25 protein-coding genes are annotated in these 26,196 nt (G+C 69.6%); 11 read left to right on the top strand and 14 right to left on the bottom strand.

Features of this window, described 5'->3' with window-relative positions; genetic code table 11:
• Window positions 1-81 precede the first annotated feature (81 nt).
• Complete coding sequence (pth, locus tag U3653_RS24995) at window positions 82-696, bottom strand: aminoacyl-tRNA hydrolase (protein WP_323124159.1); 615 nt, start codon at window positions 694-696, stop codon at window positions 82-84.
• Window positions 662-1,264, bottom strand: coding sequence for a 50S ribosomal protein L25/general stress protein Ctc (locus tag U3653_RS24990; protein ID WP_195082469.1), 603 nt, complete (start codon window positions 1,262-1,264; stop codon window positions 662-664). Before U3653_RS24990 ends, pth begins: the two co-directional genes overlap by 35 nt.
• Before the next feature lie 302 nt (window positions 1,265-1,566).
• On the opposite strand from U3653_RS24990, the gene U3653_RS24985 reads away from it, so the two are divergent.
• A complete protein-coding gene (locus tag U3653_RS24985) occupies window positions 1,567-3,210 on the top strand; it encodes a peptide chain release factor 3 (protein ID WP_195082468.1) in 1,644 nt (547 codons plus the stop codon).
• A gap of 1 nt (window position 3,211) precedes the next feature.
• On the opposite strand, the gene U3653_RS24980 is transcribed toward U3653_RS24985, so the two are convergent.
• Window positions 3,212-3,787: a nuclear transport factor 2 family protein gene (locus U3653_RS24980; RefSeq protein ID WP_323124169.1), complete on the bottom strand. Its 576-nt coding sequence runs from the start codon at window positions 3,785-3,787 to the stop codon at window positions 3,212-3,214.
• Window positions 3,788-4,199: 412 nt separating this feature from the next.
• Window positions 4,200-5,078, bottom strand: coding sequence for an Abi-alpha family protein (locus U3653_RS24975; RefSeq protein ID WP_323124158.1), 879 nt, complete (start codon window positions 5,076-5,078; stop codon window positions 4,200-4,202).
• A 240-nt stretch (window positions 5,079-5,318) separates the two neighbouring features.
• Between U3653_RS24975 and U3653_RS24970 the strand changes: the two genes are divergently transcribed.
• Together U3653_RS24970 and U3653_RS24965 are read left to right on the top strand one after the other, a co-directional pair.
• Complete coding sequence (locus U3653_RS24970; protein WP_244891732.1) at window positions 5,319-6,593, top strand: DUF445 domain-containing protein; 1,275 nt, start codon at window positions 5,319-5,321, stop codon at window positions 6,591-6,593.
• A complete protein-coding gene (locus U3653_RS24965; protein ID WP_195082467.1) occupies window positions 6,584-7,477 on the top strand; it encodes an Abi-alpha family protein in 894 nt (297 codons plus the stop codon). The genes U3653_RS24970 and U3653_RS24965 overlap by 10 nt, the downstream gene beginning before the upstream one ends.
• On the opposite strand, the gene U3653_RS24960 is transcribed toward U3653_RS24965, so the two are convergent.
• On the bottom strand, window positions 7,474-8,067 hold the full coding sequence (locus tag U3653_RS24960; protein WP_195082466.1) for a TetR/AcrR family transcriptional regulator: 594 nt from the start codon (window positions 8,065-8,067) through the stop codon (window positions 7,474-7,476). The genes U3653_RS24965 and U3653_RS24960 overlap by 4 nt on opposite strands.
• A 76-nt stretch (window positions 8,068-8,143) precedes the next feature.
• Here U3653_RS24960 and U3653_RS24955 point away from each other — a divergent pair, with 76 nt between their 5' ends.
• Together U3653_RS24955 and U3653_RS24950 are read left to right on the top strand one after the other, a co-directional pair.
• The gene (locus tag U3653_RS24955) at window positions 8,144-8,896 is read left to right on the top strand and encodes an SDR family oxidoreductase (protein WP_195082465.1); all 753 of its coding nucleotides are present in this window, start codon (window positions 8,144-8,146) and stop codon (window positions 8,894-8,896) included.
• A 240-nt stretch (window positions 8,897-9,136) separates the two neighbouring features.
• Window positions 9,137-10,072 (top strand): 4-(cytidine 5'-diphospho)-2-C-methyl-D-erythritol kinase, encoded by a 936-nt coding sequence (locus U3653_RS24950; protein WP_195082464.1) that lies wholly within the window; start codon window positions 9,137-9,139, stop codon window positions 10,070-10,072.
• A 405-nt stretch (window positions 10,073-10,477) separates the two neighbouring features.
• Here the strand turns inward: U3653_RS24950 and U3653_RS24945 are convergent, their stop codons facing one another.
• A complete protein-coding gene (locus tag U3653_RS24945) occupies window positions 10,478-11,326 on the bottom strand; it encodes an LLM class flavin-dependent oxidoreductase (RefSeq protein WP_195082463.1) in 849 nt (282 codons plus the stop codon).
• Between the two features lie 269 nt (window positions 11,327-11,595).
• On the opposite strand from U3653_RS24945, the gene U3653_RS24940 reads away from it, so the two are divergent.
• Both U3653_RS24940 and U3653_RS24935 read left to right on the top strand, forming a co-directional pair.
• Window positions 11,596-13,398: an ABC-F family ATP-binding cassette domain-containing protein gene (locus U3653_RS24940; RefSeq protein ID WP_195082462.1), complete on the top strand. Its 1,803-nt coding sequence runs from the start codon at window positions 11,596-11,598 to the stop codon at window positions 13,396-13,398.
• A 154-nt stretch (window positions 13,399-13,552) separates the two neighbouring features.
• Window positions 13,553-13,759, top strand: a complete 207-nt coding sequence (locus U3653_RS24935) for a heavy-metal-associated domain-containing protein (RefSeq protein ID WP_195082461.1) — start codon at window positions 13,553-13,555, stop codon at window positions 13,757-13,759.
• Window positions 13,760-13,828: 69 nt separating this feature from the next.
• On the opposite strand, the gene rsmA is transcribed toward U3653_RS24935, so the two are convergent.
• From rsmA to U3653_RS24920, 3 genes are all read right to left on the bottom strand, one after another.
• Window positions 13,829-14,710: a 16S rRNA (adenine(1518)-N(6)/adenine(1519)-N(6))-dimethyltransferase RsmA gene (gene rsmA / locus U3653_RS24930; RefSeq protein WP_195082460.1), complete on the bottom strand. Its 882-nt coding sequence runs from the start codon at window positions 14,708-14,710 to the stop codon at window positions 13,829-13,831.
• A gap of 41 nt (window positions 14,711-14,751) precedes the next feature.
• Window positions 14,752-15,879, bottom strand: coding sequence for a resuscitation-promoting factor (locus U3653_RS24925; RefSeq protein WP_323124157.1), 1,128 nt, complete (start codon window positions 15,877-15,879; stop codon window positions 14,752-14,754).
• Between the two features lie 209 nt (window positions 15,880-16,088).
• Entirely contained in the window at window positions 16,089-16,916 is an 828-nt protein-coding gene (locus U3653_RS24920; RefSeq protein WP_195082459.1) for a TatD family hydrolase, read from the bottom strand.
• A gap of 71 nt (window positions 16,917-16,987) precedes the next feature.
• Here U3653_RS24920 and metG point away from each other — a divergent pair, with 71 nt between their 5' ends.
• Both metG and U3653_RS24910 read left to right on the top strand, forming a co-directional pair.
• Entirely contained in the window at window positions 16,988-18,574 is a 1,587-nt protein-coding gene (metG, locus tag U3653_RS24915; protein ID WP_323124156.1) for a methionine--tRNA ligase, read from the top strand.
• Between the two features lie 210 nt (window positions 18,575-18,784).
• A complete protein-coding gene (locus U3653_RS24910; RefSeq protein WP_195082457.1) occupies window positions 18,785-19,453 on the top strand; it encodes a TetR/AcrR family transcriptional regulator in 669 nt (222 codons plus the stop codon).
• A gap of 78 nt (window positions 19,454-19,531) precedes the next feature.
• Here U3653_RS24910 and U3653_RS24905 read toward each other — a convergent pair whose 3' ends face one another.
• On the bottom strand, window positions 19,532-20,284 hold the full coding sequence (locus tag U3653_RS24905; RefSeq protein ID WP_195082456.1) for an isocitrate lyase/PEP mutase family protein: 753 nt from the start codon (window positions 20,282-20,284) through the stop codon (window positions 19,532-19,534).
• 65 nt (window positions 20,285-20,349) lie between these two features.
• Window positions 20,350-21,198 carry a 16S rRNA (cytidine(1402)-2'-O)-methyltransferase gene (gene rsmI / locus U3653_RS24900; RefSeq protein ID WP_323124155.1) on the bottom strand — a complete coding sequence of 283 codons (849 nt, stop codon included), beginning with the start codon at window positions 21,196-21,198 and terminating at the stop codon, window positions 20,350-20,352.
• A 169-nt stretch (window positions 21,199-21,367) separates the two neighbouring features.
• On the opposite strand from rsmI, the gene U3653_RS24895 reads away from it, so the two are divergent.
• Window positions 21,368-22,993, top strand: coding sequence for a dolichyl-phosphate-mannose--protein mannosyltransferase (locus U3653_RS24895; RefSeq protein WP_195082455.1), 1,626 nt, complete (start codon window positions 21,368-21,370; stop codon window positions 22,991-22,993).
• A gap of 58 nt (window positions 22,994-23,051) precedes the next feature.
• On the opposite strand, the gene U3653_RS24890 is transcribed toward U3653_RS24895, so the two are convergent.
• Together U3653_RS24890 and arcA are read right to left on the bottom strand one after the other, a co-directional pair.
• Window positions 23,052-23,411: a GntR family transcriptional regulator gene (locus tag U3653_RS24890; protein ID WP_195044206.1), complete on the bottom strand. Its 360-nt coding sequence runs from the start codon at window positions 23,409-23,411 to the stop codon at window positions 23,052-23,054.
• A gap of 8 nt (window positions 23,412-23,419) precedes the next feature.
• Window positions 23,420-24,676: an arginine deiminase gene (gene arcA / locus U3653_RS24885; protein ID WP_195082454.1), complete on the bottom strand. Its 1,257-nt coding sequence runs from the start codon at window positions 24,674-24,676 to the stop codon at window positions 23,420-23,422.
• Window positions 24,677-24,811: 135 nt separating this feature from the next.
• On the opposite strand from arcA, the gene soxR reads away from it, so the two are divergent.
• Window positions 24,812-25,300 carry a redox-sensitive transcriptional activator SoxR gene (soxR, locus tag U3653_RS24880; protein WP_067795363.1) on the top strand — a complete coding sequence of 163 codons (489 nt, stop codon included), beginning with the start codon at window positions 24,812-24,814 and terminating at the stop codon, window positions 25,298-25,300.
• On the opposite strand, the gene U3653_RS24875 is transcribed toward soxR, so the two are convergent.
• Entirely contained in the window at window positions 25,269-26,108 is an 840-nt protein-coding gene (locus tag U3653_RS24875) for an SDR family oxidoreductase (protein ID WP_195082453.1), read from the bottom strand. The two genes, soxR and U3653_RS24875, sit on opposite strands and share 32 nt — an antisense overlap.
• Window positions 26,109-26,196: the final 88 nt, after the last annotated feature.

The following is a 26,196-nucleotide window of genomic DNA, read 5'->3' as shown; positions in this document are numbered from 1 at the left end:
CCGACGGGTTGGGCGGCCGGGACGCCGCAGCGCGATCGCTCCCCCACGGCGAGCGTTGGCGAAGGCCGGCTCGTTCCCGGCTCAGTGCACTTGGTTCTGCGCGGTCTCCAGCCCCACGCGCAGCAGCAGTTCCACCGCGTCGGCGGCCTGCTCGACGATCACGGGGACTTCCTTGCGCTCCGGCGCCGAGAACGGCTTCAGCACGTAATCGGCCGGGTCCTGGCGGCCCGGCGGGCGGCCGATGCCGATCCGGGTGCGCAGGTAGTCCTTGGTGGTCAGGGCGCTGGAAACGGAGCGAAGACCGTTGTGCCCGCCCTCACCTCCGCCGCGCTTGAGGCGGATCGCGCCGAACGGCAGGTCGAGTTCGTCGTGCACGACGATCACCTCGGTCGGCGGCACGGAGAAGAATTTCGCCAGCGCGGCCACCGGCCTGCCGGACAGGTTCATGAACGACCGCGGCTTGGCGATCAGCACCTGACGCCCGTCCAGCCGCGCCTGCAGCAGGTCGGCGCCGGATTTCTTGTGCACAGCGAAACGGCCGCCGACGCGCTCGGCGAGCACGTCGGCGACCAGGAAACCGACATTGTGCCGGGTGCGCTCGTACTCGGGACCGGGGTTGCCCAGTCCGACGACGAGCGCGGGCCCGGCGGACGATTCGGTACTACTCAGCGCTCTCGCCCTCGGCCTCGGCCGCACCCTCGCCCTCGACGGGCTCGGCGGCCGGGGCGGCGATGACGTTGACGATCAGGGTCTCGGCATCGGCGGCCAGGCTGACGCCCTCGGGCAGCCGCAGCTCGCCCGCGGTGATCTGGGTGCCCGCCTCGCCGCCCTCGACGGAGACCTCGATGGCCTCGGGCAGGTTCAGCGCGTCGGCCTCGACGGAGACGGTGGTGGCTTCCTGGGTGACCAAGGTGCCGGGGGCGGCGTCGCCGGTGACGGTGACGTTCACGTCGGCGGTGACCTTCTCGCCGCGCTTGATGATCAGCAGGTCGGCGTGCTCGATGTAGCGGCGGATCGGGTGCACCACGACGGACTTGGTCAGCGCGAGCTGCTTCTTGCCGTCGATGACCAGGTTCAGCACCGCGTTGGTGCCGTGCTCACGCAGGATGGCGGCAAAGGCCTGGGCGTTCACCGAGAGATGCTGCGGGTCGGACTGGTGGCCGTACAGCACGGCGGGGACGTTGCCCGCACGGCGGGTGCGGCGCGCGGCGCCCTTGCCGAACTCCGTGCGTACGGCTGCTTCGAGAAGGTTGACGTCGGACATGACTGGATCTACTCCTACGGCTCTTCCGGGCTGTCAGTTACACGTCAGGGGTGCTGCACACCTGACGGATGGTCTATTCGTCGGGGCGAAGACCGAACAGGGACGGCCGGAAGCCGCGCCGCGTCGATCACGGTGTCGCAAAACTGGTCTGCGGTCACCCTCGCCGAGACAACCCGAACACCATACCCCAGCGCAGAGGCGCTCTTTGAATCGGGTGGTCACCGGCGGTTCGGCTCGCGCTCGAGCGCGTCGCGTACGCTGGCGTGGTTGCCGATCGGTCGTCTGCGAAAGGTTGTCTTGCGTTGAGCGCCTCCCCTGAGGGTGTTGTCGCGCCCGCATCCCGTGGGTTATCCGCCGAGGTAGCCCGCCGGCGCACGTTCGCGGTGATCTCCCATCCCGACGCGGGCAAGTCAACGCTCACCGAGGCGCTGGCCCTGCACGCCAGGATGATCTCCGAGGCGGGCGCGATCCACGGCAAGGCCGGGCGCAAGTCCACCGTCTCGGACTGGATGGAGATGGAGAAGGCGCGCGGCATCTCGGTCAGCTCCACCGCACTGCAGTTCAACTACCGTGCCGCGGGCTCCGACGTGGACAGCGTCATCAACCTGGTGGACACTCCCGGCCACTCCGATTTCTCCGAGGACACCTACCGGGTGCTCACCGCCGTCGACGCCGCGGTGATGCTGATCGACGCGGCCAAGGGCCTGGAGCCGCAGACGCTGAAGCTGTTCCAGGTCTGCCGCCACCGCGGCATCCCGGTGATCACCGTGATCAACAAGTGGGACCGGCCGGGCCGCGCGCCGCTGGAACTGCTCGACGAGATCAGTGAGCGGATCGGGCTCACCCCCACCCCCTTGTTCCTGCCGGTCGGTATCGCGGGGGACTTCCGCGGCCTCCTGCGCCGCGGCCCGGAAGGCGCCGCGCTGGAATACATCCACTTCACCCGTACCGCGGGCGGCGCCACCATCGCGCCGGAGGAGTCGCTCACGCCCGAAGCCGCCGAGGCGCGCGAAGGAGAAGCGTGGAGCACCGCCGCGGAGGAGAGCGAGCTGCTCTCGGCCACCGGCCAGGACCACGACCAGGAATTGTTCCTGGCCGGACAGACATCGCCGGTCATCTACGCCTCGGCGATGCTGAACTTCGGCGTGCGGCAGCTGCTGGAGACCTTGGTGGCGCTCGCGCCGGCGCCGGGTCCTCGGCGCGACATCGACGGCAAGCCGCGCGAGACCGGTGACCCGTTCAGCGCGGTGGTGTTCAAGGTGCAGGCGGGCATGGACGCCGCCCACCGCGACCGCCTGGCGTTCATGCGGATCGTGTCCGGCGAATTCGAACGCGGCATGGTGGTCACCCACGCGCAGACCGGGCGACCGTTCGCCACCAAGTACGCGCTGACCGTGTTCGGCCGTGAGCGCGCCACCGTCGACACCGCCTACCCGGGTGACGTCGTCGGCCTGGTCAACGCGACGGCGCTGGCTCCAGGGCACACGTTGTTCGTGGACAAGAAGGTGGAGTTCCCGCCGATCCCGTCGTTCGCCCCGGAGCATTTCGCGGTGCTGCGTGCACGCAGCGCGGGCAAGTACAAGCAGTTCCGCAAGGCCGTCGACCAGCTCGATTCCGAAGGCGTCGTGCAGGTGCTGCGCAACGACATCCGCGGCGACGCCTCCCCCGTGCTGGCCGCGGTCGGCCCGATGCAGTTCGAAGTGGTGACCGCGCGCATGCTCGCGGAGTTCAACGTCGAGACCACGATGGAGCACCTCGGGTACACGCTGGCCCGGCGCACCGACGCCGCGTCGGCGGACGAACTCGGGCGCCAGCGCGGGGTGGAGGTGTTCACTCGCTCAGACGGTGCGCTGCTGGCGTTGTTCAGCGACAAGTGGCGGCTGCAATACATCGAGAAGGAGCACCCGGCGCTCACCTTGGAGCCCCTAGTCGCTACCGCCGACTGAGTCAGCCGGCCTCGGACTCCGGTCGCGGCGGCGCGGTGCCGGGGTCGCGTTCGATCGATGAGATGCCGTCCTCTTTGGCGATCAGGCCCCAACGGCTGGAAGTCAGGCGAAGGCTCGGCAGATCGCTGAGGGACAGCACCACTTCATAGGTGCGTTCGTAGCCGGTGTGCGAGATCCGCCACCGCCCGTCGTCGCAGCGCACGTAGCGGTCGGTGTAGAACGCCGCGCCGCGCAGCAGCATGTTGTGGCCCGGAATGAGCACCGTGTCGGCGAGGTACCAGGTGCCGGTGGCGGTGTCGCCGTCGACATCGATCTCGGGGTGATCACAGCGGTGCTCGGTGATCACGTGCGGCCCGAGCGTGTTGCGCATGAACGCGATGAACGCCTCGCGCGATTCGAACTGGAGGTATTCGCTGTAGGTGGCGGTCGCCTCGGGCACCATGGTGTCGGCGAAGTCATCCCACGATTTGGTGTCGAGGGTGCGCAGATACCGGTACTTCAGCCGCGAGATCGCCGATACGTCGTCGGGCTCGCGGCCCTCGTCGCGACCGCGGGCCGACCGCGGATCGTCTCGCACCCGCCCGAAGTCGATCGGCCCCGCGTCGAAGCGCGGCCGGTCGTCGGAACGCCGGTCGCCCGGATCGCGTTCGCCGGTGCTCGCCGCCCGCTGACCGCGGCTCGGCCCGGAAGCGGCCGGATCGATGTCTCGCTCCTCGGGCTCCGGCCCGCTCGAATCTATGTCCACCCCGCCGCGCTCCTGGCGGCCCGGGGGAAATCCCGAGTCGTCGCGCTGCGGATTACCGGGACCCTTGCCCCGGTCGTTACGCGTTTGCCCGGCGATGCCCAACCCTGGGTCGCCGCGCCCCTGCCCGCCGGTTCGCTGATCCATACTCTCAACAATCCCATCCCGAGTGCCGGATTGGGAGAGTTGTATCAGATTGCTATCACGACGAGCCGCAACATTCCCGTGAAGATCAACTTCGGGGACGTCAGCTGTTGATCGTGAAGCAGGTGCGGCAGAAGTCCTCGCCGAACTCGGTCAACCGGAGACTCTTGCGGACGATCTTCGGCGCCCGGCCCGCCTTCTTCAGCGCCGCCTCCACCACGGGCTGCACCTCGAGCACCATGTACCGGCTCAGCACCACCGGGTCGTCCGAGGTCAGCGTCAGCCCGAGGCGGTTGAGGTTGATCAGGTAGGACCGCGCCCGGTCCGGGTAGCGCACCCCCGCCTGCTCGGGCACGGAGGTCAGATCGCCCTGCACCAGTTCCGAACCGATGCCGAGTGGACGGTTGGTACGCACGTCGACCGACGGCTGCGGGCCGTTGAGCGCCATGAAGCGCAGAATGCGCGCCTCGTCGGGCGCGAGTTCGTCGAGGATGCGGTCGTAGGCGGGGTGCACGTCCTCGGTGAAGTAGACGTCGGCGGACCTGGCCAGCAGCGCGTCGCCGCGGCGGCGCAACTCCTCCGTGCTCGCCGAGCGCAGGTACGGCCCGACGGCCAGCGCTTGCTGCGAGGTGGGTCCGTTGGACGTGGGGACATAGCTGACGATCTCCCGGACCGATCCCTCGGTGACGCCGAGCGCGCTACGGGCGATGGAGCGCAACGCGTTCCCGGTCCGCTCGGCGATCTCCGCCGAGGACTCCCCGTCCAGAGCGGCCTGGGTGATCTCCTTGGTGACCTCATAGGTCGTGCCGACCGCCCATTGGCTCCCGCGCACGACGGTGCCCGCGGCCACTCCGGCCGCGCGGAACACGCCGCGGATCAGCCGGGCCTCATTGCTGATCTGCCGCTGTTCGACATCCGAACTGCGCTCGACGGCGCGGGAACCTGGCCGCGCCACGTCCTGTCCGGTCCTGTCGTCTGCCACGTTTTCTCCGATATCGCCGGGGGAACGAATCCGTCCCACAGATTACTTCCCCTTGGGTGGCGGGGCATTCGCACCGTCTGACTCGGACAGTGCGACCGGCACACGGCGCGCAATAAGGTTTCTTCGCCGAGGGGGTGCTAGTTTTGGGTGCCGGTGAGGCGGCGATCACCGGTGTATCGGCAGGAGGGTGTCGTGTTAGAGAGTGTTTTCGGAATCCACCCGACGATCCTCCTCGAGCTCGTGACCATACCGCTTTTCACCGGAGTGATCGGCTACATCACCAACTGGACCGGCGTGCTCATGCTGTTCAAGCCGGTCGCCTTCCACGGCGTCCGTGTTCCCGGCCTGCGCGCGCTGTATCCCTTCCTTCCCAAGCGAATTCAGGTCCTGCCGCTGCTCAGCTACGACGGCCGGTTCGGGTGGCAGGGCATCGTCCCGTCCCGCGCGGACAAGATGGCCAGCATCGCGGTCGACAAGGGCCTGGCCAAACTGGGCAGCGTCTCGGACTTCTACCGGGAGCTCGAGCCCGACAAGCTGGCCGAGCATCTCGCGAGCATCGCCGACGTGCAGATCAAGGACATCGTCGAGGACATCCTGCGCCGCGAGCACCCGCAACTCTGGTACAACCTGCCCGCCCAGGTGCGCGACATGGTGCACGCCAGGGTGCGCCAGCAGCTGCCGGAGATCCTGCGCGAGCTGACCGAGGAATTGGGCGCGAATATCGATCAGCTGCTCGACGTGAAGCAGATGGTGATCCGCTACTTCCAGGCCAGGCCGCATCTGCTCAACACGCTGTTCCAGGTGCTCGGCGCGAAGGAACTGCGTTTCATGCAGAACTTCGGTTTCTACTTCGGCGCGCCGATGGGCGTGTTGCTGGTCGCAGTCCTGCATCTGACCGGCTGGCCCAGTCTGGCGGTGCTGCCGATCGGCGGCGTCATCATCGGCTGGGTGGTCAACTGGATCGGCATCAATATGATCTTCGCGCCCGCATATCCGAAGTGGTGGGTCCCGTGGCGGCAGGGCCTGCTGATCAAACGGAAGTCCGAAATCACCGACGGATACGCGGAATTGGTTTCCAGCCAGGTGATCACCGTGGCGAATATCGGCGACGAGTTGCTCAACGGCCCGCGTTCGGACCGCACCATGCAGATGCTGGAGGACACGCTGCGCCCGGCCGCCGACCGCGCGCTCGGGCCGGCGCGCCCCGCGGTCAAGTTCATGCTCGGCAGCCGCGAATACGACTCGCTGCAGTCGACCTTCACCAGCGAAGCCATGGCCATCGCGCCGATCGCGTTCGCCGACCCGGAATTCAACGTCCGCCAGGGCAGGCAGATCAACGAGTACATCGCGCGGCAGATGGCGATGCTGTCGCCGCCGGACTTCGTCGACATGCTGCGCGCGGCCATCAAGCAGGACGAATGGCTCCTTTTCGTCCATGGCGGCGTGTTGGGGCTGTTCGCCGGATACGCTCATATCCTGATCTTCGGAACGGGAGTGGCGACATCATGGCTGTAGCGGGTCCGGACGACGGCGATATCGAGGCCGTCGAGCACCTCGGCGCGGCGACGGCGGATGCCGAGCCATCGCAGGAGATCGCCCGGCGGCCGGCTTCGGATATCGCGCACACCGACGAATCATCAAGACGGGTAACGGTTCCCCTGGCCACGGTGCGCGCCGCCACGGGTGTGGCACGGGTCGCGTGGACGGCGGTCACGGGGGTGACGTCCTGGGGCGTCGGCACCGCGGTCGGCGTCACCTCGACCGTCGTGCGGCGCAGCATCGAGGGAGCCCCGCCGCGAGAAGTGCTGGCCGAAGCCGAGTCCGAGGTTCGCGACGCGATGCGCAAGGCGCTCGGGATGCCCGCGGCCACGGAACCGGCCGCGCAGGAGGCGGTGCCGACGCTGCGTGAACAGGGCGCCGCGCTGCTGCGGTTGTCGGCCAGTCCGCACGGCGAGGACGACAACCACCCGGCCTTCGCGGGCATGCTCGGCGAGCTGACCCCGGATGAGGCGCGCATCCTGCGCTTCCTGCATCTGGACGGGCCGCAGCCCTCGATCGACATCCGCACCGGCCGCCCGCGCGCGCTCGGCTCCGAACGCCTCGGCTCGATGCTCACGCTGATCGGCGAGCACGCCGGCCTGCGCTTTCCGAACCGGATCCAGCAGTATCTGACCAACCTGCGCAGGCTCGGCTTGATCGAGCACGCGCGCGAGCCGGTCGGCAACCCGAACCGGTATCAGCTGCTGGAGGCGCAGTCACCGGTGCGCGAGATGCTGAAGCGCTCCGGCTTCGGCACCAAGGTGATCTACCGCAGCGTCGTGCTCACCGATTTCGGCGCGGACTTCGTGCGCACCTGCCTGCCGGTGGTCGTGCAGGACGGACGCGCCTCGGGCCACTAGGTGGCCCAGCCGCGCAGCGCCATCTCGGCGACGCGCTGGAGTTCGGCGCGACTCGCCCCGTCCCGCGCCGCCTGGGACATGCCCTGCATCACCGTGCCGACGTAGCGGGCCAGTGCGCGCGCGTCGAGATGGCCGGGCAGCACGCCCGCGTCGATGTCGGCCTGGATGCGTGCGGCGAACGTGTCGATGTTCCGATTGCGCAGCTCGCGCAGGAAATCGGCGATCTCGGGGCTGGTGGTGTTCACGCCCGCGCTGATCACCAGGCAGCCGTGCGGACATTCCGGCCGGGTGTACTCCGTCGCGGCCTCGCGCAGGATCCGCCGGACCGCCGCGTCCGCGGTGTCCTCCTCGGCCAGCGCCCGCGCGACGAATCCGCCGTAGCGCGCGCCGAAATTCGCCACCACCTCGGTGAACAACGTCTTCTTGTCGCCGAACGCCGCGTACAGGCTTGGCGCGCCGATGCCCATGGCCGCGGTCAGGTCGCCGATCGAGGTGGCCTCGTACCCGCGGGCCCAGAACAGCCGCATGGCCTTCTCCAGCGCCGCGTCCCGATCGAAAGACCGCGGCCGCCCTCGGGTCGTCGTGCTCATGGCGCAATTCTATAGCGCTCACTAGATAATGTGCTACCTTGCTTTCTGTAGCGGTCGCTAGAGAAAGGAAGGCGTCATGGGCGCACTGACGGGCAAGACGGCACTGGTCACCGGAGGCAGCCGGGGCATCGGACGGGCTATCGCCGAACGACTGGGACGCGACGGCGCGCGCGTCGCGGTGCACTACCACCGCGACGAACAGGCCGCGAAGGAGACCGTCGCCGCGATCGAGGCCGCGGGCGGCGCGGCGTTCGCGATTCGCGCCGAACTGGGCGTGCCCGGCGACGCGGAGGCGCTGTGGGCGGCGTTCGACGCGCACGCCGACGGACTGGACATCCTGGTGAACAACGCGGGCATCGACGGCATCAGGGAGCCGATCGCCGGGACCGACGAAGCGGCGTTCGACCGGGTCTTCGCGGTCAACGCCAAAGCCCCGTTCTTCATCACCCGCCTCGGCCTGGACCGCCTGCGCACGGGCGGGCGCATCATCAACATCTCCACCGGACTGACCCACGGCGCACACATGCCGCAACTGATCGCCTACACCATGACCAAGGCCGCGATCGACAGTTTCACCAGCGTGCTGGCCAAGGAGGTCGGCGCGCGCGGCATCACCGTGAACGCGGTGGCGCCCGGCATCATCGACACCGACATGAACGCGAATTGGCTGCGCAACGCCGAAGCGCAGGCCTCGGTGGCGACGATGTCCCCGCTCCGGCGCGTGGGGCAGGCCGCCGACGTCGCCGACGTCGTCGGGTTCCTCGCCTCCGACGACGCACGCTGGGTGACCGGGCAATGGATCGATGCCACCGGCGGCGCGCTGCTATAAGGCGTACCTCCGCCTTCGCTCCGGCCGTGCGCGGACTGAAGACGGACTCCGTCCGACCGCACCCATCAGGCGTACCTCCGCCTTCGCTCCGGCCATGCGCGGGCTGAAGACGGACTCCGTCCGACCGCACCCATCAGGCGTACCTCCGCCTTCGCTCCGGCCATGCGCAGGCTGAAGACGGACTCCGTGCGCAGGCTGAAGACGGACTCCGTCCGACCGCACCCATTACGCTTGAGCACCGTGCTGTCAGTTGTGCCGAGTCCCGTCACCGTGCGGGCGCCGTCGAAGGTGAACCTCCATCTCGGAGTGGGCGACCTGCGGGCCGACGGCTACCACGACCTGACCACGGTGTTCCAAGCGCTGTCCCTGAGCGACGATCTGGAGATCGCGCCGGCCGGCTCGCTGGCCGTCCGGGTCACCGGAGAAGGCGCCGCGGAGGTGCCGACCGACCGGACGAATCTGGTGTGGAAAGCCGCCGTCCGGCTCGCGCATCTCGGCGGCCGCGCTCCCCTGGTGGAAATCGCCATCACGAAAGGCATTCCGGTGGCCGGCGGCATGGCAGGCGGCAGCGCCGACGCCGCCGCGGCGCTGGTCGGGCTGAACGAGTTGTGGGATCTGGGACTGTCCAGGGAGGAACTGAGCGCGGTGGCCGCCGAACTCGGCAGCGATGTTCCGTTCGCCCTGCACGGCGGCACCGCGCTCGGCACAGGACGCGGCGAGCGCCTGTTACCGGTGCTGTCGCGCAATACGTTTCACTGGGTGCTCGCCTTCGCCAAAGGCGGATTGTCCACGCCTGCGGTGTTCGCCGAACTCGACCGGTTGCGCGAGCACGGCGAACCGCCCCGGCTCGGCGAGCCGCAGCAGTTGATGCAGGCGCTGGCCTCCGGCGACCCTCGGCAACTCGCCCCGCTGCTCGGCAACGATCTGCAGGCCGCCGCGGTGTCGCTGAAACCGGAACTGCGCCGCACGCTGCGCGCGGGCGTCAGCGCGGGCGCGCTGGCCGGACTCGTCTCCGGTTCCGGACCCACCTGCGCGTTCCTGTGCGAGAGCGAGGAATCGGCGATCGCGGTGGCCGCCGAACTCGCGGGCGCGGGCGTCTGCCGCAGCGTGCGGACGGCCAGCGGACCCGTGCCGGGCGCGCGCGTCCTCAGCGGCGACGCGCCGGGAAAGCACTGACCGCCGGAGGCCGCGGACAGATGCGGCTTCCGGCGCGGGAAGTCGCCGAGTGCCACCCGAGCGCGCCCCGGCCGAAGCGCGCAGCACCACGGTGCCGGCAACTACACCGCAGTCGCGAACGCGTTCGTCCACCGCGCGGCCCAACGCATCGGTTCCGCGTATTGTCGGCCGCGCCGTACGATCCGGGCGGGCGCGGCCGAACGGCTCGAGTTCCGATGGGGTGTCCACTGCACGATGCTGCGATGACACTGCGGCGCGCACGAATATCCGTGGCCTGCCGCCGATACGCGGCGGGAATACTCGGCATCACGGAAGGGCTCGACCCGCACACGACGCAGGCCGAGCCGATCCAGCGGGAACGCTCGGCATCACCGAGCGCCCCGCACGGCCGATGCGCGGCCTTGCTCAGGGCAGCAGGTCGGCCAGCCGATCGATTTGATCGGCGTCGCGCCCGTAGCAATAGAACATCACCTCGTCCGCGCCGAGATCATCGAATTCGGCCAGCGCGGCGCGGATCTGCGCGGGTGTGGTGAGCAGGCCGGCGAGGATGCCCTCGGTATAGCCGCTGAACTCGTAGTAAGCGCCCATCGATGCGCGGGCGTCCTCGATCACGTCGTCCGGACCGAGGGCCACGTTGACTTGGGCGACGATCCTGGGTTCGCCCGGTCTGCCGTGGTTCTTCCAGGAAAGGCGGACGGTGTCGAAGAGTTTGCCCGCCCACGAGGGCGGGGCGGCGGCGAGAAACCCACCGCCCCAACGACCGACGCGCTCGAGCGCCGCGGGCTGGAAACCGCCGAACAGGATCTCGGGCCCCTCCGGGCGCAGCGGCGCAGGGCCGATCGGCCCACACTCGTCGCCGTAGGGCTCACCGGCCCACAGGCGGCGCATGAGCGCGAGCTGTTCGTCCAGGCGGCGGCCCCTGGTGCGCAGGTCGGTACCGGAGGCCGAGTGGTCGTCGGCGCGACCGCCGACACCGAGACCGAGCACGAACCGTCCGCCGGACATCCGGTCCAGGGTGGCGGCCTGTTTGGCGAGCAGCACCGGGTCGCGCAGCGGCGCGAGCAGCACTTCGGTCTGAACGCGGACGCGGCTGGTCGCACCCGCGATCGCGGCCAGCGCGATCAGCGGCTCGGGATTGTCGTAGACCAGCCGATCGAGCAGGCCGAGCGTGCGGAACGGGCCCGCGTCGGCGCGCCGGGCCCAGTCGAGCAGCGCGGCGGGATCGGAAATGGGCAGGCCGAGGCCGACGTGCATGGGAATCCTCCAGAGAACATGCGGAATGGGATGGAGCCGCCCGCCGACGCCTCTGCTCGAGGCGGGCGTCCCACTCTGCGGCTGTACTTCTGGGGAGCGCCGATTCGGTGTCATCGAACGAACAGCGTTCGTTCTACCGGCCAATCTAGACGAACACCGTTCGTCGACGCAAGCTCGCCGTCGTTCGCCGGGACGGCAGACGGTCCACCCAGGTCGGTACGCTGGCCCGGGGCGTTATCGGACCGCCCCCGCAAGACACGGAAGGATCCATGTCCAACCTGATCAATCTCGAACAGGTCCACAAGAGCTTCGGGATCAAGCCGCTGCTGGAGAACGTCTCGCTCGGCGTGCACGCCGGCGAACGGATCGGAGTCGTCGGCCTCAACGGCGGCGGCAAGACCACCCTGCTCGAGGTGCTCACCGGCATCGAGGAACCCGACAGCGGCCGGGTCAGCAGGCTAGGCGGCCTGCGCATGGCGGTGGTGACCCAGCGCGGCACGCTGCCCGCGGGCGCGACGGTCGGTTCGGTGGTGCTGGCCGGGCTGGCCGACGACGCGATGACCGACGAGGTCGCCGAACACGAATGGGCCGCCGACCCGCGCATCCGCTCGGTGATGGACGGCATCGGCATCGCGGGCCTCGGCATGGACACCTCGGTGGACAACCTCTCCGGCGGTGAGCGTCGCCGGGTCGCGCTCGCCGCCGCGCTGGTGCGCGAACTCGACCTGCTCGTGCTCGACGAGCCGACCAATCACCTGGACGTCGAGGGCGTGCAGTGGCTGGCCGCGCACCTGCTGGGCCGCCGCAGCGCGCTGGTCGTTGTGACCCACGACCGCTGGTTCCTCGACACCGTCGCCACCAGCACCTGGGAGGTGGTCGGCGGCAAGGTGGAAAGCTACGAGGGCGGCTACGGCGACTGGATCTTCGCCAGGGCCGAGCGCGCCCGCCAGGCGGACGCGTCGGAGGCCCGGCGGCGCAATCTGGCTCGTAAGGAACTGGCCTGGCTGCGGCGCGGCCCGCAGGCGCGCACCTCCAAGCCGCGCTACCGGGTCGAGGCCGCCGAAGCCCTGATCGCCGACGTGCCGCCGCCGCGCGACAACGTCTCGCTGGCGGCCTTCGCGCGCAAACGCCTCGGGCGCGTTGTCGTCGAACTCGAGGACGTCACGCTCACCACGCCGGACGGCCGGGAACTGGTCCGCGACCTGACCTGGCGGCTGGCGCCGGGCGAGCGCGTCGGCCTGGTCGGCGTCAACGGCTCGGGCAAGACGACGCTGTTGCGCACCCTGGGGGGAGACACCGGCGCGACCTTGGCCGCGGGCAAGCGCATTCAAGGCCAGACCGTCCAGATCGGCTGGCTGCGCCAGGAACTCGACGACCTGCCGACCGACCTGCGCGTGCTGGAAGCGGTGCAGCAGATCGCGCAGCGAATCATGCTGGGCGACAAGGAGATCTCCGCCGGACAGCTGGCCGAGCGGCTCGGCTTCACCCCCGCCCGCCAGCGCACGCCGGTCGGCGACCTGTCCGGCGGCGAGCGGCGGCGCCTGCAGCTGACCCGCATCCTCATGTCGGAACCGAACGTGCTGCTGCTCGACGAGCCGACCAACGACCTGGACATCGACACCCTGCAACAACTGGAGGACCTGCTCGACAACTGGGCGGGCACGCTGGTGGTGATCAGTCACGACCGGTACCTCATCGAGCGGATCTGCGACTCGACCTGGGCGCTGTTCGGCGACGGCAAGCTCACCAACCTGCCCGGCGGCATCGAGGAGTATCTGACCAAGCGCGCGGCCCTCGCCGCGAACCAGGCCCGCGCCGCCGCACCGGAGGCCAAGCCCGCCGACGCCCCGGCCACCGACTCCGCGGCCTACCGCGCGGCCCGCAAGGAGCTGACCCGGCTGGAACGCGCCATCGACAAGCTGTCCGAGCGCGAGCAGCGCTTGCACGTCGCGCTGGCCGACGCCGCCACCGACCCGGACAAGCTGGTCACCCTCGGCGCGGAGCTCAAGCAGGTGCTCGCGGAGAAGGAAACGGCCGAAGAGCGCTGGCTGGAACTGGCCGACGGCGTGTGAGCCTCGGCTCGCCCAGCAGGACCGGGGCTCAGGAAGGGATGTGCCACTCCGGAGCCCGCGCGGGCACCCTTGCCCGCATATACCCTCAGGGGGTATCTTTCGAGTGTCGGGTACCCCCCGGCCGTATGAAGAACTGGATGCGAAGGAGTCGGACATGCCCACCACCACCTACACCGTCACCGGGATGACCTGCGGGCACTGCGTCAGCTCCGTCAAGACCGAGATCGGCAAGATCGACGGCGTGACCGGAGTCGAGGTGGATCTCGCCAGCGGCGCCGTCCGCGTCGACAGCACAGCGCCGATCGCCGACGCCGATATCGTCGCCGCCGTGGACGAAGCGGGCTACGAAGTCGCCGTCTGACCCGGTCGCACCCAGCGGCTCCGCGCACCGGCCCAGGCCGGTAGCGGGGCCGCTGCCGTGCCCACAGCGCTACGCCTGGGCTGCCAGCCGGACGAACGCGGCGGTGTCGAGGGTTTCGCCGCGCGCGGTCGGAGCGATGCCGGCTGCGAGCAGGCGGCGCTCGGCTTCGGCGGGCGACCCGGCCCAAGTGGCGAGCGCCGCGCGCAGCGTCTTGCGGCGTTGCGCGAAGGCGGCGTCGACGACCTCGAAAACACGGCGGCGATGCTCGTCGTCCATCGGCCACGGCGGCTCGGCGAAGCGGTCGATCCGGACCAGACCGGACTCGACTCGCGGGACCGGCCAGAACACTTGGGTGCCCACCGCCCCGGCCCGCCGGACCTTCCCGAAGAAGCCCGCCTTCACGCTGGGCACGCCATAGATACGGCCGCCGGGCTCGGCGGCAAGGCGATCGGCCACCTCGGCCTGCACCATCACCAGGGCGACCGCGATGCCGGGCAGTTCGGCGAGCAGATGCAACAGCACCGGCACGGCCACGTTGTACGGGAGATTGGCGACCAGCGCGGTCGGCGCGGCGGGCAGGTCCGCGGCGGTGACGCGCAGCGCGTCCGCCACGACCACCGACAGGCGCGACGCGAGTTCCGGCGCCCGGTCCGCGACGGTCACCGGAAGGTGGCTCGCCAGCACGGGGTCGATTTCCACGGCGACCACCGAGTCCACCACGTCCAGCAGCGCGAGGGTCAGCGAACCGAGACCTGGCCCGACCTCGAGCACCACATCGCCGCGCCCGACGCCCGCGGCCGCGACGATCCGCCGCACCGTGTTCGCGTCGTGCACGAAGTTCTGCCCGAGCTGCTTGGTCGGCCGCACCCCGAACCGCTCGGCGAGCACCCGCACTTCGGCGGGCCCGAGCAGCGCCGCACTCCCACGAGCGGAAATATCAGGTTCGGACACCTCGAGAATCTATCAACCGGCAGCGCGGCGTCTCCCCCGCGTCAGCCGATGCCGAGGCGACCGGTGCACGCGGGCCAGGCGCCCCAGCCCTGCCGCTGCCGGGTGATCTCCGCGATGGCGATCTGCTCTTCCCGGGTGGCCAGGTCCGCGCGGGGGGCGTAGCGCAGCCCGCCCTGACGCTCCCAGGTGCCCTGATCGAACTGCACGCCGCCGTAGTAGCCGTTGCCGGTGTTGATCGACCAGTTGCCGGTGGACTCGCAGCGGGCCAGCGCGTCCCAGATGTCGCCGTCCCGCACCGGGGGCACCTCGGTGCCCGGCTTGGCTCCCTTGCGGACCGTCTTCGGCTGCGCCGCCACGGTCACCGTCGAACCGACGGCCTGCCGGTCGACTTCCTGACCGTTGACCATGGTGACCGCGAACGTGACGTTCTGCACGCCGGGAGCGCCGGGGGACTCCACCACCGTGCGGCTCATGTTCATGGTCGGGTCCTCGATGACGTTCTCCGGCGGATCCAGCGGAAGCGTCTCGGTGCGCTGTTCGACCCGCTTGCGCGTCACGGTGACGCGCAGGCCGTTCGTCAGCGGCGTGGACGCGGCCGGTTCCACGGAGTCCTGCTCGATCAGCGGGATGCCGGTCACCTCGAGGAACTTGCCGACGGTGGGTGCGGCGGCGCGCACGTCCACCGGGTTGCCGATGCCGTCCACCAGCGAGACCACCCGCGGCGTCGCGATCGTCAACGACGCGCCCTGCAGCGGGAGCCGCTCGTCGCGGCCGGGCGAGACGTAGACCTCTTTCGGGATCTTCAGCTGCTCGAGCGCCTCCCCCGCGGTCACTCCGGTGGTCCAGACCTTCTGCGTCAACCCGTCGACCGACAGATCGACCTCACGCGCGCGGTTGAGCGTGATGGTCGCGCCGTCGGCGATGTGCGCGGCCAGGGCCGGCGCCACCTTGTCCCGGTCGGTCACGGCGAAGCCCGCGGCCTTCAGCACGCCGCGCACGTCGCGCGACATCGTGGTCTGGAAGAGCTTCTCGCCGTCCACGACGACGGTCACCGTCTTGCGATTCACGATCGCGAGGCCGGCGCCGACGATCAGCGTCAGCAGCAGCGCGCCGACCGCGATGTGCAGCAGCGGCGAACGCGACTGGTTGATCCGCGTGAAGGGGGACATGGTCACAGCACGATAACGAGGGGGTAGGGCGCCGACAACAGCAAGCTCCGGAACAGCGCCTTTTCAATATCACGATCGAATATCGACCCCGCAGGTAAATCACGAAACGGAACGCCGAAAGTGACATAGGACACATTTCGTGTACACCGATGCATTACGGGCATCCGTGACGCCCCACGCGGACGCGTGTGACTCGGCGGGCGTCCCGCTCAGATCCGGTAGACGCGCCGCGCGTTGGCGGTGGTGATCTTCGCCAATTCCAGCGGATCCTGTTCGCGCAACTCGGCCAGCGCGCGCACGGTGTACGGCAGGCAATACGGCTCGTTCGGCGCCCCGCGGAAGGGGTGCGGGGTCAGATACGGGGCGTCGGTCTCCACCAGGATCTGGTCGTCGGGCACCACCTTGGCCGCTTCGCGCAATTCGTGCGCGTTCTTGAAGCTCACCGTCCCGGAGAAGCTCAGGATGTAGCCCTCGGCCACGCACGACAGCGCCATGTTCGTGTCCGAGGAGAAGCAGTGGAAGATCACCCGCTCCGGCGCGCCCTCGTCCAGCAGCACGGTCAGCAGATCGTGATCGGCTTCGCGGTTGTGGATCATCAGCGGCTTGCGCACCCGCTTGGCCAGGTCGATGTGCCAGCGGAAACCCTCGATCTGGGTCTCGATGTCGGCGCAGCCCTCCAGCTTGCCCGGCCAGTAGTAGTCCAAGCCGGTCTCGCCGACGGCGACCACCCTCGGGTCGTCGGCCAGGCGCTCCAGCTCGGCCTTCGCGTCGTCGTCGAGCGCGTTCGCCCTGGTCGGATGCAGCGCTACGGCGGCGAACACGCGATCGTCCCACTGCGCGGCCCGCACCGCCCACCGCGCGGCATCCAGGTCGTCGGCGACGGTGACCACCCGGCCGACGCCGACCGAGGCGGCCCGGTCGACGATCGCCGCGGTGGACGCCGCGTCGGTCGCGCCGCAGGCGTCCAGGTGGGTGTGCGCGTCCACGATCGGCGACAGCGGCTCGGGCAGCTCCGGCGCGGCGCGTTTCGCGCTCATCGGCGGCCACCCCGCCACACGGACGGTGGGACGCGCGAAGCGGCGACGGGCATATTCACGCGAGCGAAAGAATGCACGCGCATTACAGTAGACACACCATGAGCGCAGCTGACCGCCCCGCCTTCTACATCACCACGGCCATCGCCTACCCGAACGGCGCGCCGCACATCGGGCATGCGTACGAGTACATCTCGGCCGACGCCATCGCCCGCTTCAAGCGCCTCGACGGTTACGACGTGTTCTTCATGACCGGCACCGACGAGCACGGCCAGAAGATGCAGCAGGCCGCGGCCGCCGAGGGCATTCCGGTGGAAGAGCTCGCGGCGCGCAACTCCGACGTGTTCGAGGCGCTGGACAAGACGCTCGACATCTCCTTCGACCGCTTCATCCGCACCACCGACGCCGACCACCAAGAGGCCAGCGTCGCCATCTGGGAGCGGATGCTGGCCAACGGCGACATCTACCTCGGCAACTACTCCGGCTGGTATTCGGTGCGGGACGAGGCGTTCTACACCGACGAGGAGACCACGGTGCTGGAGGACGGCACCCGCATCTCCACCGAGTCCAAGACGCCGGTCACCTGGACCGAGGAGTCGAACTACTTCTTCCGGCTGTCGGCCTACCAGGACAAGCTGCTGGCGCTCTACGAGGAGCATCCGGAGTTCATCGCGCCGGCCACCCGGCGCAACGAGATCGTCAGCTACGTCAAGGCCGGCCTGAAGGACCTGTCCATCTCGCGCACCACCTTCGACTGGGGCGTGCCGGTGCCCGGCCATCCCGACCACGTCATGTACGTGTGGGTGGACGCGCTCACCAACTACCTCACCGGCGTCGGCTTCCCGGACACCTCCTCCGCCGCCTTCGGCAAGTTCTGGCCCGCCGACGTGCACATCATCGGCAAGGACATCACCCGGTTCCACACCGTGTACTGGCCCGCGTTCCTGCTCTCGGCCGGAGTGGAGCTGCCGAAACGCGTGTTCGTGCACGGGTTCCTGTACAACAAGGGCGAGAAGATGTCCAAGTCCGTCGGCAACGTGGTCGACCCGCTGGAGCTGGTGGAGAACTACGGCTTGGACGCGGTGCGCTTCTTCCTGCTGCGCGAGATTTCCTACGGCCAGGACGGCAGCTACAGCCACGAGGCCATCGTGAGCCGGATCAACAGCGACCTGGCCAACGAGTTCGGCAACCTGGTGCAGCGCAGCACCAAGCTGGTCGCGCGCGACTGCGGCGGCGTGGTGCCGACGCCGGGCGAGTTCACCGACGACGACCGCGCCCTGCTGGATCTGGCGGGCGGCCTGCTGGAGCGCTGCCGGACCGAATTCGACGCGCAGCAGATGCATCTCGCCCTGGAGGCGATCTGGCTGACCCTGGGCGAGACCAACCGGTACTTCTCCGCGCAGGCGCCGTGGGCGCTGGCGAAGTCGGGCACCCCGGAGGATCTCGCCCGCGAGGCCACCGTGCTGTACGTGACGCTGGAGGTGCTGCGCATCGTCGCCATCCTGGTCCAGCCGGTGATGCCGGGATCGGCGGGCCGCATCCTCGACCAGCTGGGGCAGCAGAGCCGCACGTTCGCCGACATCGCGACGCCGATCGAGCCGGGGCTGACGCTGCCCGCGCCGGAACCGGTGTTCCCGAAGTACGTCGAACCGAAGGACTGACCCCTTTTCGCCTGCCGTAACGGCAACGCGCACAACGCTTTCCGGTGTTCCGCGACGGCATGCCCACGGGTGGATCCACCTGCCTTCCCGCCGTGGAATGCGTTGTCGGATAATGAAACACCGGTTCGCGGCCTGGCGACGCCCCGGACCGTGTGCGATCGGTACGACGACGTTCCGTTCGGAATCGGTTCCGGCACAGAGAGGGCACTTATGGGCCAGCAGCACGCGACGGCATCCGTTCACCGGTCCGGTTTCGCCGAACGGCATCGGGCGGCACGCGAGGCCGTGCTCACGTCGCAGCGCGGCAGGCTGGTCGAGGCCATGGTGGAGTCGGTCGACAACAAGGGCTATCCGGCCACCACCCTCACCGACATCGTTGCCAGAGCCAGGGTTTCGCGGACGACCTTCTACGACCACTTCGCGAACAAAGAGGAGTGCTTCGCCGAGGCCGTGCACACCGGCGTCGACATCATGGCGACCAGGATCGCCGACGAGCTGGCCCAGCTGCCGCCGGACGCGGACGCCTACGCGAAGATCGAATCCATCGTCGTCACCTTCTGCCAGACCGTCGCCACCGAGCCGGATTTCGCCAGGCTGGTGCTCGTGGAGTCGTTCAAGGTGAACCAGGAGGCCGTCGGCTATCGCGATCTGGCCGTCGACCGCTTCGCTCAGCTGTACCGGGTGTTCTACGACGAGGCGCGCGCGACGGACCCGGCGCTGCCCGAGCTGTCCGACGGCCTGATCGCCCTCATCCCGGACGCGATCGGCGAGCGGACGCGGCGAGTGATCGTCTCCGACGGACCGGCGCGCGTCCCGGATCTGGCGCCGCTGTTCGTCCAGTTCGTCATGAGCGCGCTCGGACTGCCCGTTCCGTCCTGATCGAGACGGCGTGTGCGCTCGGCCGGTGCGCCGCCCGCCCCACCGGTCGCCCGGTGGGGCTCATCGCGAGAGCGTTTCTCACTTCCAGCGGTCGAGCAGGGTATTGATCTCCCTCGTCAGCGCGGCCTGCAAGAACGGGCCGAAGGTGATCCGCGCGACGCCTTGGTCGGCGAGGGCGGCCTTGTCGGCCTGATCGGGGAGTACGGTCGCGCTGATCGGCAGCGGCAGTTCACCGGTCAAGCGGCGCATGTCGGCGTCGGCGTGCCTGCCCACCGGGAACAACACGTCCGCGCCCGCCTCGGCGGCCAGCCTCAGCCGCTCGATCGCGCGGTCCACCCGGTCGGCCTCGTCCCCGTCCTGGCGCAGGAGCAGGTCGGTGCGCGCGTTGATCACCAGGTGCACGCCCGCGGCGTCGGCGGCCTCGCGCAGTCCGTGCACGAGGGCGGCGTGTTCCTCGCCCGTGCGCAGGCGCTTGCCCTCGCTGTGCACGGTGTCCTCGATGTTCAGTCCGATCGCGCCCGCCTCGAGCAGGCCGTCGACCAGTCGCGCCGGCTCCTGCCCGTAGCCCGACTCGATGTCGACCGACACCGGAACGTCCACCGCCGCCGTGATCTGCCGGACCCGGGTCAGCGACTCGTCGAAGGTCATCCCTTCCCCGTCCGAGCGGCCGATCGAATCGGCCAGCGGATGACTGCCGACCGTCAAGGCCGGAAAGCCCGCCGCCACGGCGACTTTCGCGGACCAGGCATCCCACACCGTCGGGAAGACGCCCGGATCACCCGGCACGTGCAACCCGAGAAACGTCGTGGCCTTGCTCTCCAGAGAAGTCATACCGATGATCATGCCCGCCGCCCGCGCTCCGGGTCGACCACCCCGCGCGGAGGAATCCGCGGCGGCTAGGAGGTGCGGCGCGCGGCGAGGACCGCGTCGTAGAGCTCGCGCCGGGAGACGGCGTGCGCGGCGGCGACCTCGGCGCAGGCGTCCTTCAGGCGCAGGCCCGTCGCGGCGCGGGATTCGACGGCGTCCACCAGGTCGGCCGGGTCCACGGCAGCGGGCTTGGCGCCTGCGAGCACCACGGTGATCTCGCCGCGTGCGCCCTCGACGGCCCACTCGGCCAGTTCGGCCAGCGTCCCCCGGATCACTTCCTCGTAGGTCTTGGTCAGCTCACGGCACACGGCGGCGCGGCGGTCGGCGCCGAGGATCTCGACCGCGTCGGCCAGGCAGTCGGCGAGCCGATGCGGCGCCTCGAAGAAGACGCAGGCGCGCGGTTCGGCGACCAAGCTGCGCAACCATTCCCGGCGCTGGCCGGATTTGCGCGGCGGGAAACCGTCGAAGCAGAACCGCTCCACCGGCAGGGCCGACAGGGCCAGCGCCGTGGTCACCGCCGATGGCCCCGGCAGACAGGTCACCGGCAGGTCCCGCTCCACGCACGCCGCCACCATGCGGTAGCCGGGATCGCTCACCGACGGCATGCCCGCGTCGGTCACCAGCAGGACCGTGCGGCCGTCGGCGATCTCGTCGAGCAACATCGGGATCCGCGCGGTCTCGACGTGATCGTAGAAACTGACCACCCGGCCGGAGATCTCCACGCCCAGCGCCTTCGCCAGCGACCTGGTGCGACGGGTGTCCTCGGCGGCGACGACATCGGCCGTGGACAGCGCATCGCGCAGCCGCTGCGAGGCGTCACCGACATCGCCCATCGGCGTCGCCGCGAGCACCAGCCCGCCCGCCGTCTCGTTGACCACCGCACTCCTGTCCGCATCATGTAACCGCCCCACCCGCAGCCTATCCACCGACGCGACCCGGGCAGATACCGGCGGCAACGAGGGGCAGGCGCACCGGCAACCCGTCCGGCGCCACCCAACCGGTACGGCCTGAAGACCCGCAGAGGCGAGGCCGCATACGATCGGAGGCGTGACCCAGGTGACCGACCAGCGCGCGACCGCACGGTTCACGTCCGTGCCCTCCTGGTCGAGCCCGGGACCGCTGCGGCCGCCACGCGACTTCGGGCCGACCGACCGCGCGCGCGGCTGGCTGGTGACGGCGTTCCTCACCGCGATCGCGGCGGTGACGCGCTTCACCATGCTCAATTACCCGACCGACGCGGGCACCCCCGTGTTCGACGAGAAGCACTACGCCCCGCAGGCCTGGCAGATGCTCACCGGCGGCTGGGTGGAGGACAACCCCGGTTACGGGCTGGTGGTGCATCCCCCGGTCGGCAAGCAGTTCATCGCGATCGGCGAGGCGATGTTCGGCTACAACGGCTGGGGCTGGCGGTTCACCGCCGCGCTCGCCGGAACACTGCTGGTGCTGCTGGTCATCCGGATCACGCGGCGGATGACGCGGTCGACGCTGATCGGCGCGATCGCGGGCATCCTGCTGATCGCCGACGGGCTGACCTTCGTCTCCTCGCGCATCGGCATGCTGGACATCTTCATGGCGCTGTTCGTCACCGCCGCCTTCGGCTGCCTGATCGTCGACCGCGACGAGGAGCGCGCCCGGTTCGCGCGCGCCGACGCGGAGGGCCGGATCGGCGTGACCGACTGGGGGCCGCGCCTCGGGGTGCGCTGGTGGCGCTTCGGCGCCGGCGTGCTGCTCGGGCTGGCCTGCGGGACCAAATGGTCCGGGATCTATTTCATCGCCGCCTTCGGCTTGATGAGCGTCTACTTCGACCTCTCGGCGCGGCGGCTCTACGGCGTGCGCCGTCCCTGGCTCGGGGTCGCGCTGCGCGACATCGGGCCCGCGCTGTACGCGCTGGTGCTCGTGCCGCTCGGCGTCTATCTGGCCAGCTACTGGGCCTGGTTCGCGAGCGAGACCGGCGTGTACCGGTACATGCCGGGCAATCCGTCCGCGCCGACGGATCCGATCGGCACCGGAGGATTCTGGTCGCACGTGGTGCCGGGCGCACTGCGTTCGCTCTGGTATTTCAATGCCAGATCGCTGGAATTCCACACGGAACTGACCAATTCGGCGGGCAACCATCACCCCTGGGAATCCAAGCCGTGGACCTGGCCGATGGGCTTGCGCCCGATGCTGTACTACTACGCCGACAGCGGCGTCACCGGGTGCGGGCAGACCCAATGCGTGAAGGCCGTGATGCTGATCGGGACGCCCGCCATCTGGTGGGTGGCCTTCCCGGTGCTGGCCTGGATGCTGTGGCGCGCCGTGGTCCGGCGCGACTGGCGCCACGGCGCGGTGCTGGTCGGCTACGGCGCCGCGCTGCTGCCCTGGTTCGCCACCCTCGACCGCCAGATGTACTACTTCTACGCCGTCCCGATGGCTCCGTTCCTGGCGATGGGCGTGGCGCTGGTGCTCGGCGACGTGCTCGGCCCCGCGCGGGCGAGCACCATCCCACGCAGCCCCGCCGGGACTTACCTGCCCGCTCCCCCGAACGAACGCCGCAGCCTCGGCCTCCTCGCGGTCTGCCTCTACCTGGGCCTGGTGATCGCCAATTTCATCTGGCTGTGGCCGATTCTCACCGCGCTACCGATCACCCCGGCCAACTGGCACGACCACCTCTGGCTGCCCAGCTGGAGGTGAGAGGTGTGACCAGCCCGTCGCGAAGACGGCGATCAGCCCGGGCAGACGGCCGGACACCTCAACCTTCCAGCGCCGCCTGCACGTAGCGGAGGGCGGTGGCGTCGTCCAAACCCAGTCTGCGCACGGTCGCGACGTACGCCGTGGCCGCGCGGCCCGCCACGTCGCGGGTCGGGTCTCCTGAGGAGGCGATGAACGAACCTTGCCTGCCCCGGGTTTCGACCACCCCGTCCGCCTCCAGCTCGCGGTAGGCGCGTGCCACCGTGTTGGGGGCGAGGCCGAGTTGGGCCGCAAGGGCGCGGACGGTGGGGATCTTGGTGCCCGCGGTCAGCTCGCCGGAGCGCACCTGGGCGATGATGCCGAGGCGTAGCTGCTCATAGGGCGGCACAGCGGAGTCGTGCGAGACCGTGATGGTGAACATGCCCGCGCTCACAGCTCGTCGCGCGACAGCGGGCAGGACAGGCAGCGCGGGCCGCCGCGGCCGGAGCCGAGTTCCGAGCCGGGGATGCGCAGCACCTCGATGCCTTCGTCCTCCAGTCTGGCGTTGGTCATCTCGTTGCGCTCGTAGGCGACGACCACGCCAGGAGCGAGCGCGAGGGTGTTGTTGCCGTCGTCCCACTGCTCCCGTTCGGCGGTGACGCCGTCCAGCCCCGTGTCGATCACCCGCAGCTTGCCGATGCCCATCGCCTCGGCGGCCGCGGGCAGGAACGGATCGGGGCCGCTGATGTCGACCCGGCCGCTGCCGAGCCGTCCGCCGTAGTCGTCGGCCTTGCGGATGGTGAAGGCGCACAGCGATTCACGCACCGCCGGATACATCACGATGGCGTCGGCGTCGACCATCGTGCACACCGTGTCCAAATGCATGGTCGCTCGGGTCTGCGCGATCGGCACCACCAGCACGGTGTGAGCGAGGTCGTCGTCGAACAGGCTGCGCGCCAACGCTTCCGCCCCCGCGGGCGAGGTGCGCTCGCCGACGCCCACCGCGACCACACCGTCCGACAGCAGCAGCACGTCGCCCCCTTCGATCGGAGCGGTGTGCGATTCGTACGCCCGGCGCACGCCCAGGAAGCGGGGATGGAACGCGTAGATCAGATCGGTCAGCGAGGTCTCCCTGGCCCGGGCGGGCAGCGCCAGCGAGGTGATCGCGACGCGCGGCCCCACCCAGAACGAGGAATCCCGGGTGAACAGCAGATTGGGCAGCGGATCGATGACGAAGTCGCCGCCGTGGTGCATGCGGCGCACCAGCGAGGTGGCGTCGGGCCCGAACGGCAACTCGTCGAAGGTCATCCCCGCCATCAGGATCTCGGCCAGTTCCCGCGCGGGCACGCCGCGCAGGTAGGCGGCCAGTTCGTCGGCCAGCGTGTGTCCCAGCCTGCGCGCGTCGACGGCGGCCGAGATGCCCTGGATCCGCGCCGCGCCGCTGACCTCGATGGTCTCGGCGAGCAGGTCCGACAGCAACAGCACCTCGGTGCCGCGGCCGCGCAGGACGTCGGCGAACGTGTCGTGCTCCTGCTGTGCGCGCTCCACCCACGGGATGCCGTCGAACAGCAACTGATCGTTGTTGCGCGGGGTCAGCCTGCGCAGTTCGTTGCCAGGCCGGTGCAACAGCACCGTACGCAGCGTGCCGACTTCGGATGTCACGGCCAAACGCGCGCCCTCCCGCGCGGACACAGCATCTGCTCCCATGATCGAACCGTAGTGCGCCGCGGCCGGGAGAGCACGGAAATTCCGGCTTCGGCGTGCGGATCGCCATGCGATCGGCGAATCCGGTCCGGCACACCCTAACCTCAAGTATTGTTGAGGTGATTGGGAGGAGCGTGCATGTCGACAGCAGCCGATTGGCGGGCGAAAGAGCTGACCCCCGGGCAGCTCTCCGAGCGTAGTGGAGTCGCGGTCTCCGCGTTGCACTTCTACGAACGCGAAGGGCTCATCACGAGCAGACGCACCAGCGGGAATCAGCGCAGATATGCCCGCGAGACCTTGCGCCGCGTGGCGTTCATCCGCATCTCCCAGCGCGTCGGCATACCGCTGAGCGAGATCCGCGCCGCCCTCGATCAACTGCCGGAAGGCCGCACGCCCACCCGGCGCGACTGGGAGACCCTGTCCACCACCTGGCGCGCCGACCTCGACGACCGGATCACCCAGCTGATCCGGCTGCGCGACAGCCTCACCGGCTGCATCGGCTGCGGCTGCCTGTCCCTCGGCACCTGCCGCCTGGTCAACGAGCACGACCGGCTCGGCGCCGAAGGCCCCGGCGCGCGGGTGCTCGACGTGCAGCTCAACTGCCCGTCGAAGCCAGCAGCCTGCTGAACCGCGCGCTGGTGCGCCGCATCAGGAACTCGTAGGGAAAGGCGAACTTGCGCTTCCACCAGTAACCGAAACGGATGTCGAACGAGCTGTAGATCAGGAACCGGTTGCGTTCGATCCCGCGCAGTATCGCCGTGGCCACCCGCTCCGGCGGCACCGCGTGCGCGGTGAACGCCGCGGTGAGCCGCTTGATCTTCGGGTCCTCTTTGTTCACCCCGACCAGCTCGACGCTGTGCACCAGCGGAGTGTTCACCGCGCCGGGCGCCACCAAGTGCACCGAGATGCCGTGCTGCGCCAGATCCACCCGCAGGACCTCGGACACGCCGCGAATGCCGAATTTGCCCGCGCTGTAGGCCGCGTGCCACGGCAACGCGAGCAGGCCCGCCGCCGACGACACGTTCACCAGCGCACCGCCATTGCCCGCGCGCACCATGGGCGGCACGAACGTCTCGATGACGTGGATCGGCCCCATCAGGTTGACCTCGACCATGCGCCGCCAGTGCTTGTGCTCCAGGTTCTCCACCGTCCCCCAGACCGACGTGCCCGCGATGTTCATCACGACGTCCAGGCTGCCGAGGTCCGCGTGCACCCGGTCGGCGAAGGCGCGCACGGCGTCGTAGTCGGTGATGTCCAGCGCTCGCGCCGCGGCGACGTCCCCGCCCGCCGCGCGGATGTCCGCCACCGTGGCGTCCAAGCCCTCGGCGTTGATGTCGGTGAGCACCAGATGCGCCCCCTGCGCGACGGCGGCCAGCGCGGTGGCCCGGCCTATGCCGCTCGCCGCACCCGTGACCAGCACCTTCGCATCGCGCACCGTCGTTCGACCCGCTCGCCCGCGACCTCTACCCAGCAACTGCGCATCCCATCTCGAATCGCCGAATCGGTTCTCCGCAGGGTAGTCC

Origin of the sequence: Nocardia implantans, from assembly GCF_035544775.1 — a bacterium.
GTDB classification, from domain to species: domain Bacteria; phylum Actinomycetota; class Actinomycetes; order Mycobacteriales; family Mycobacteriaceae; genus Nocardia; species Nocardia implantans.
The sequence above is the reverse complement of the archived record's forward strand: the minus strand, read 5'-3'. Positions and strand labels throughout refer to the sequence as shown.

Bases quoted from the DNA above. Each gene is read 5' to 3' on its own strand.
- soxR (WP_067795363.1), top strand. From the start codon at position 24,812: ATGTCGACAGCAGCCGATTGGCGGGCGAAAGAGCTGACCCCCGGGCAG.
- U3653_RS24960 (WP_195082466.1), bottom strand. From the start codon at position 8,067: ATGAGCACGACGACCCGAGGGCGGCCGCGGTCTTTCGATCGGGACGCG.
- U3653_RS24910 (WP_195082457.1), top strand. From the start codon at position 18,785: ATGGGCCAGCAGCACGCGACGGCATCCGTTCACCGGTCCGGTTTCGCC.
- U3653_RS24955 (WP_195082465.1), top strand. From the start codon at position 8,144: ATGGGCGCACTGACGGGCAAGACGGCACTGGTCACCGGAGGCAGCCGG.
- U3653_RS24945 (WP_195082463.1), bottom strand. From the start codon at position 11,326: ATGCACGTCGGCCTCGGCCTGCCCATTTCCGATCCCGCCGCGCTGCTC.
- U3653_RS24905 (WP_195082456.1), bottom strand. From the start codon at position 20,284: ATGACTTCTCTGGAGAGCAAGGCCACGACGTTTCTCGGGTTGCACGTG.
- U3653_RS24940 (WP_195082462.1), top strand. From the start codon at position 11,596: ATGTCCAACCTGATCAATCTCGAACAGGTCCACAAGAGCTTCGGGATC.
- arcA (WP_195082454.1), bottom strand. From the start codon at position 24,676: ATGGGAGCAGATGCTGTGTCCGCGCGGGAGGGCGCGCGTTTGGCCGTG.
- U3653_RS24925 (WP_323124157.1), bottom strand. From the start codon at position 15,879: ATGTCCCCCTTCACGCGGATCAACCAGTCGCGTTCGCCGCTGCTGCAC.
- metG (WP_323124156.1), top strand. From the start codon at position 16,988: ATGCACGCGCATTACAGTAGACACACCATGAGCGCAGCTGACCGCCCC.
- U3653_RS24890 (WP_195044206.1), bottom strand. From the start codon at position 23,411: ATGTTCACCATCACGGTCTCGCACGACTCCGCTGTGCCGCCCTATGAG.
- U3653_RS24965 (WP_195082467.1), top strand. From the start codon at position 6,584: ATGGCTGTAGCGGGTCCGGACGACGGCGATATCGAGGCCGTCGAGCAC.
- U3653_RS24935 (WP_195082461.1), top strand. From the start codon at position 13,553: ATGCCCACCACCACCTACACCGTCACCGGGATGACCTGCGGGCACTGC.
- U3653_RS24920 (WP_195082459.1), bottom strand. From the start codon at position 16,916: ATGAGCGCGAAACGCGCCGCGCCGGAGCTGCCCGAGCCGCTGTCGCCG.
- U3653_RS24990 (WP_195082469.1), bottom strand. From the start codon at position 1,264: ATGTCCGACGTCAACCTTCTCGAAGCAGCCGTACGCACGGAGTTCGGC.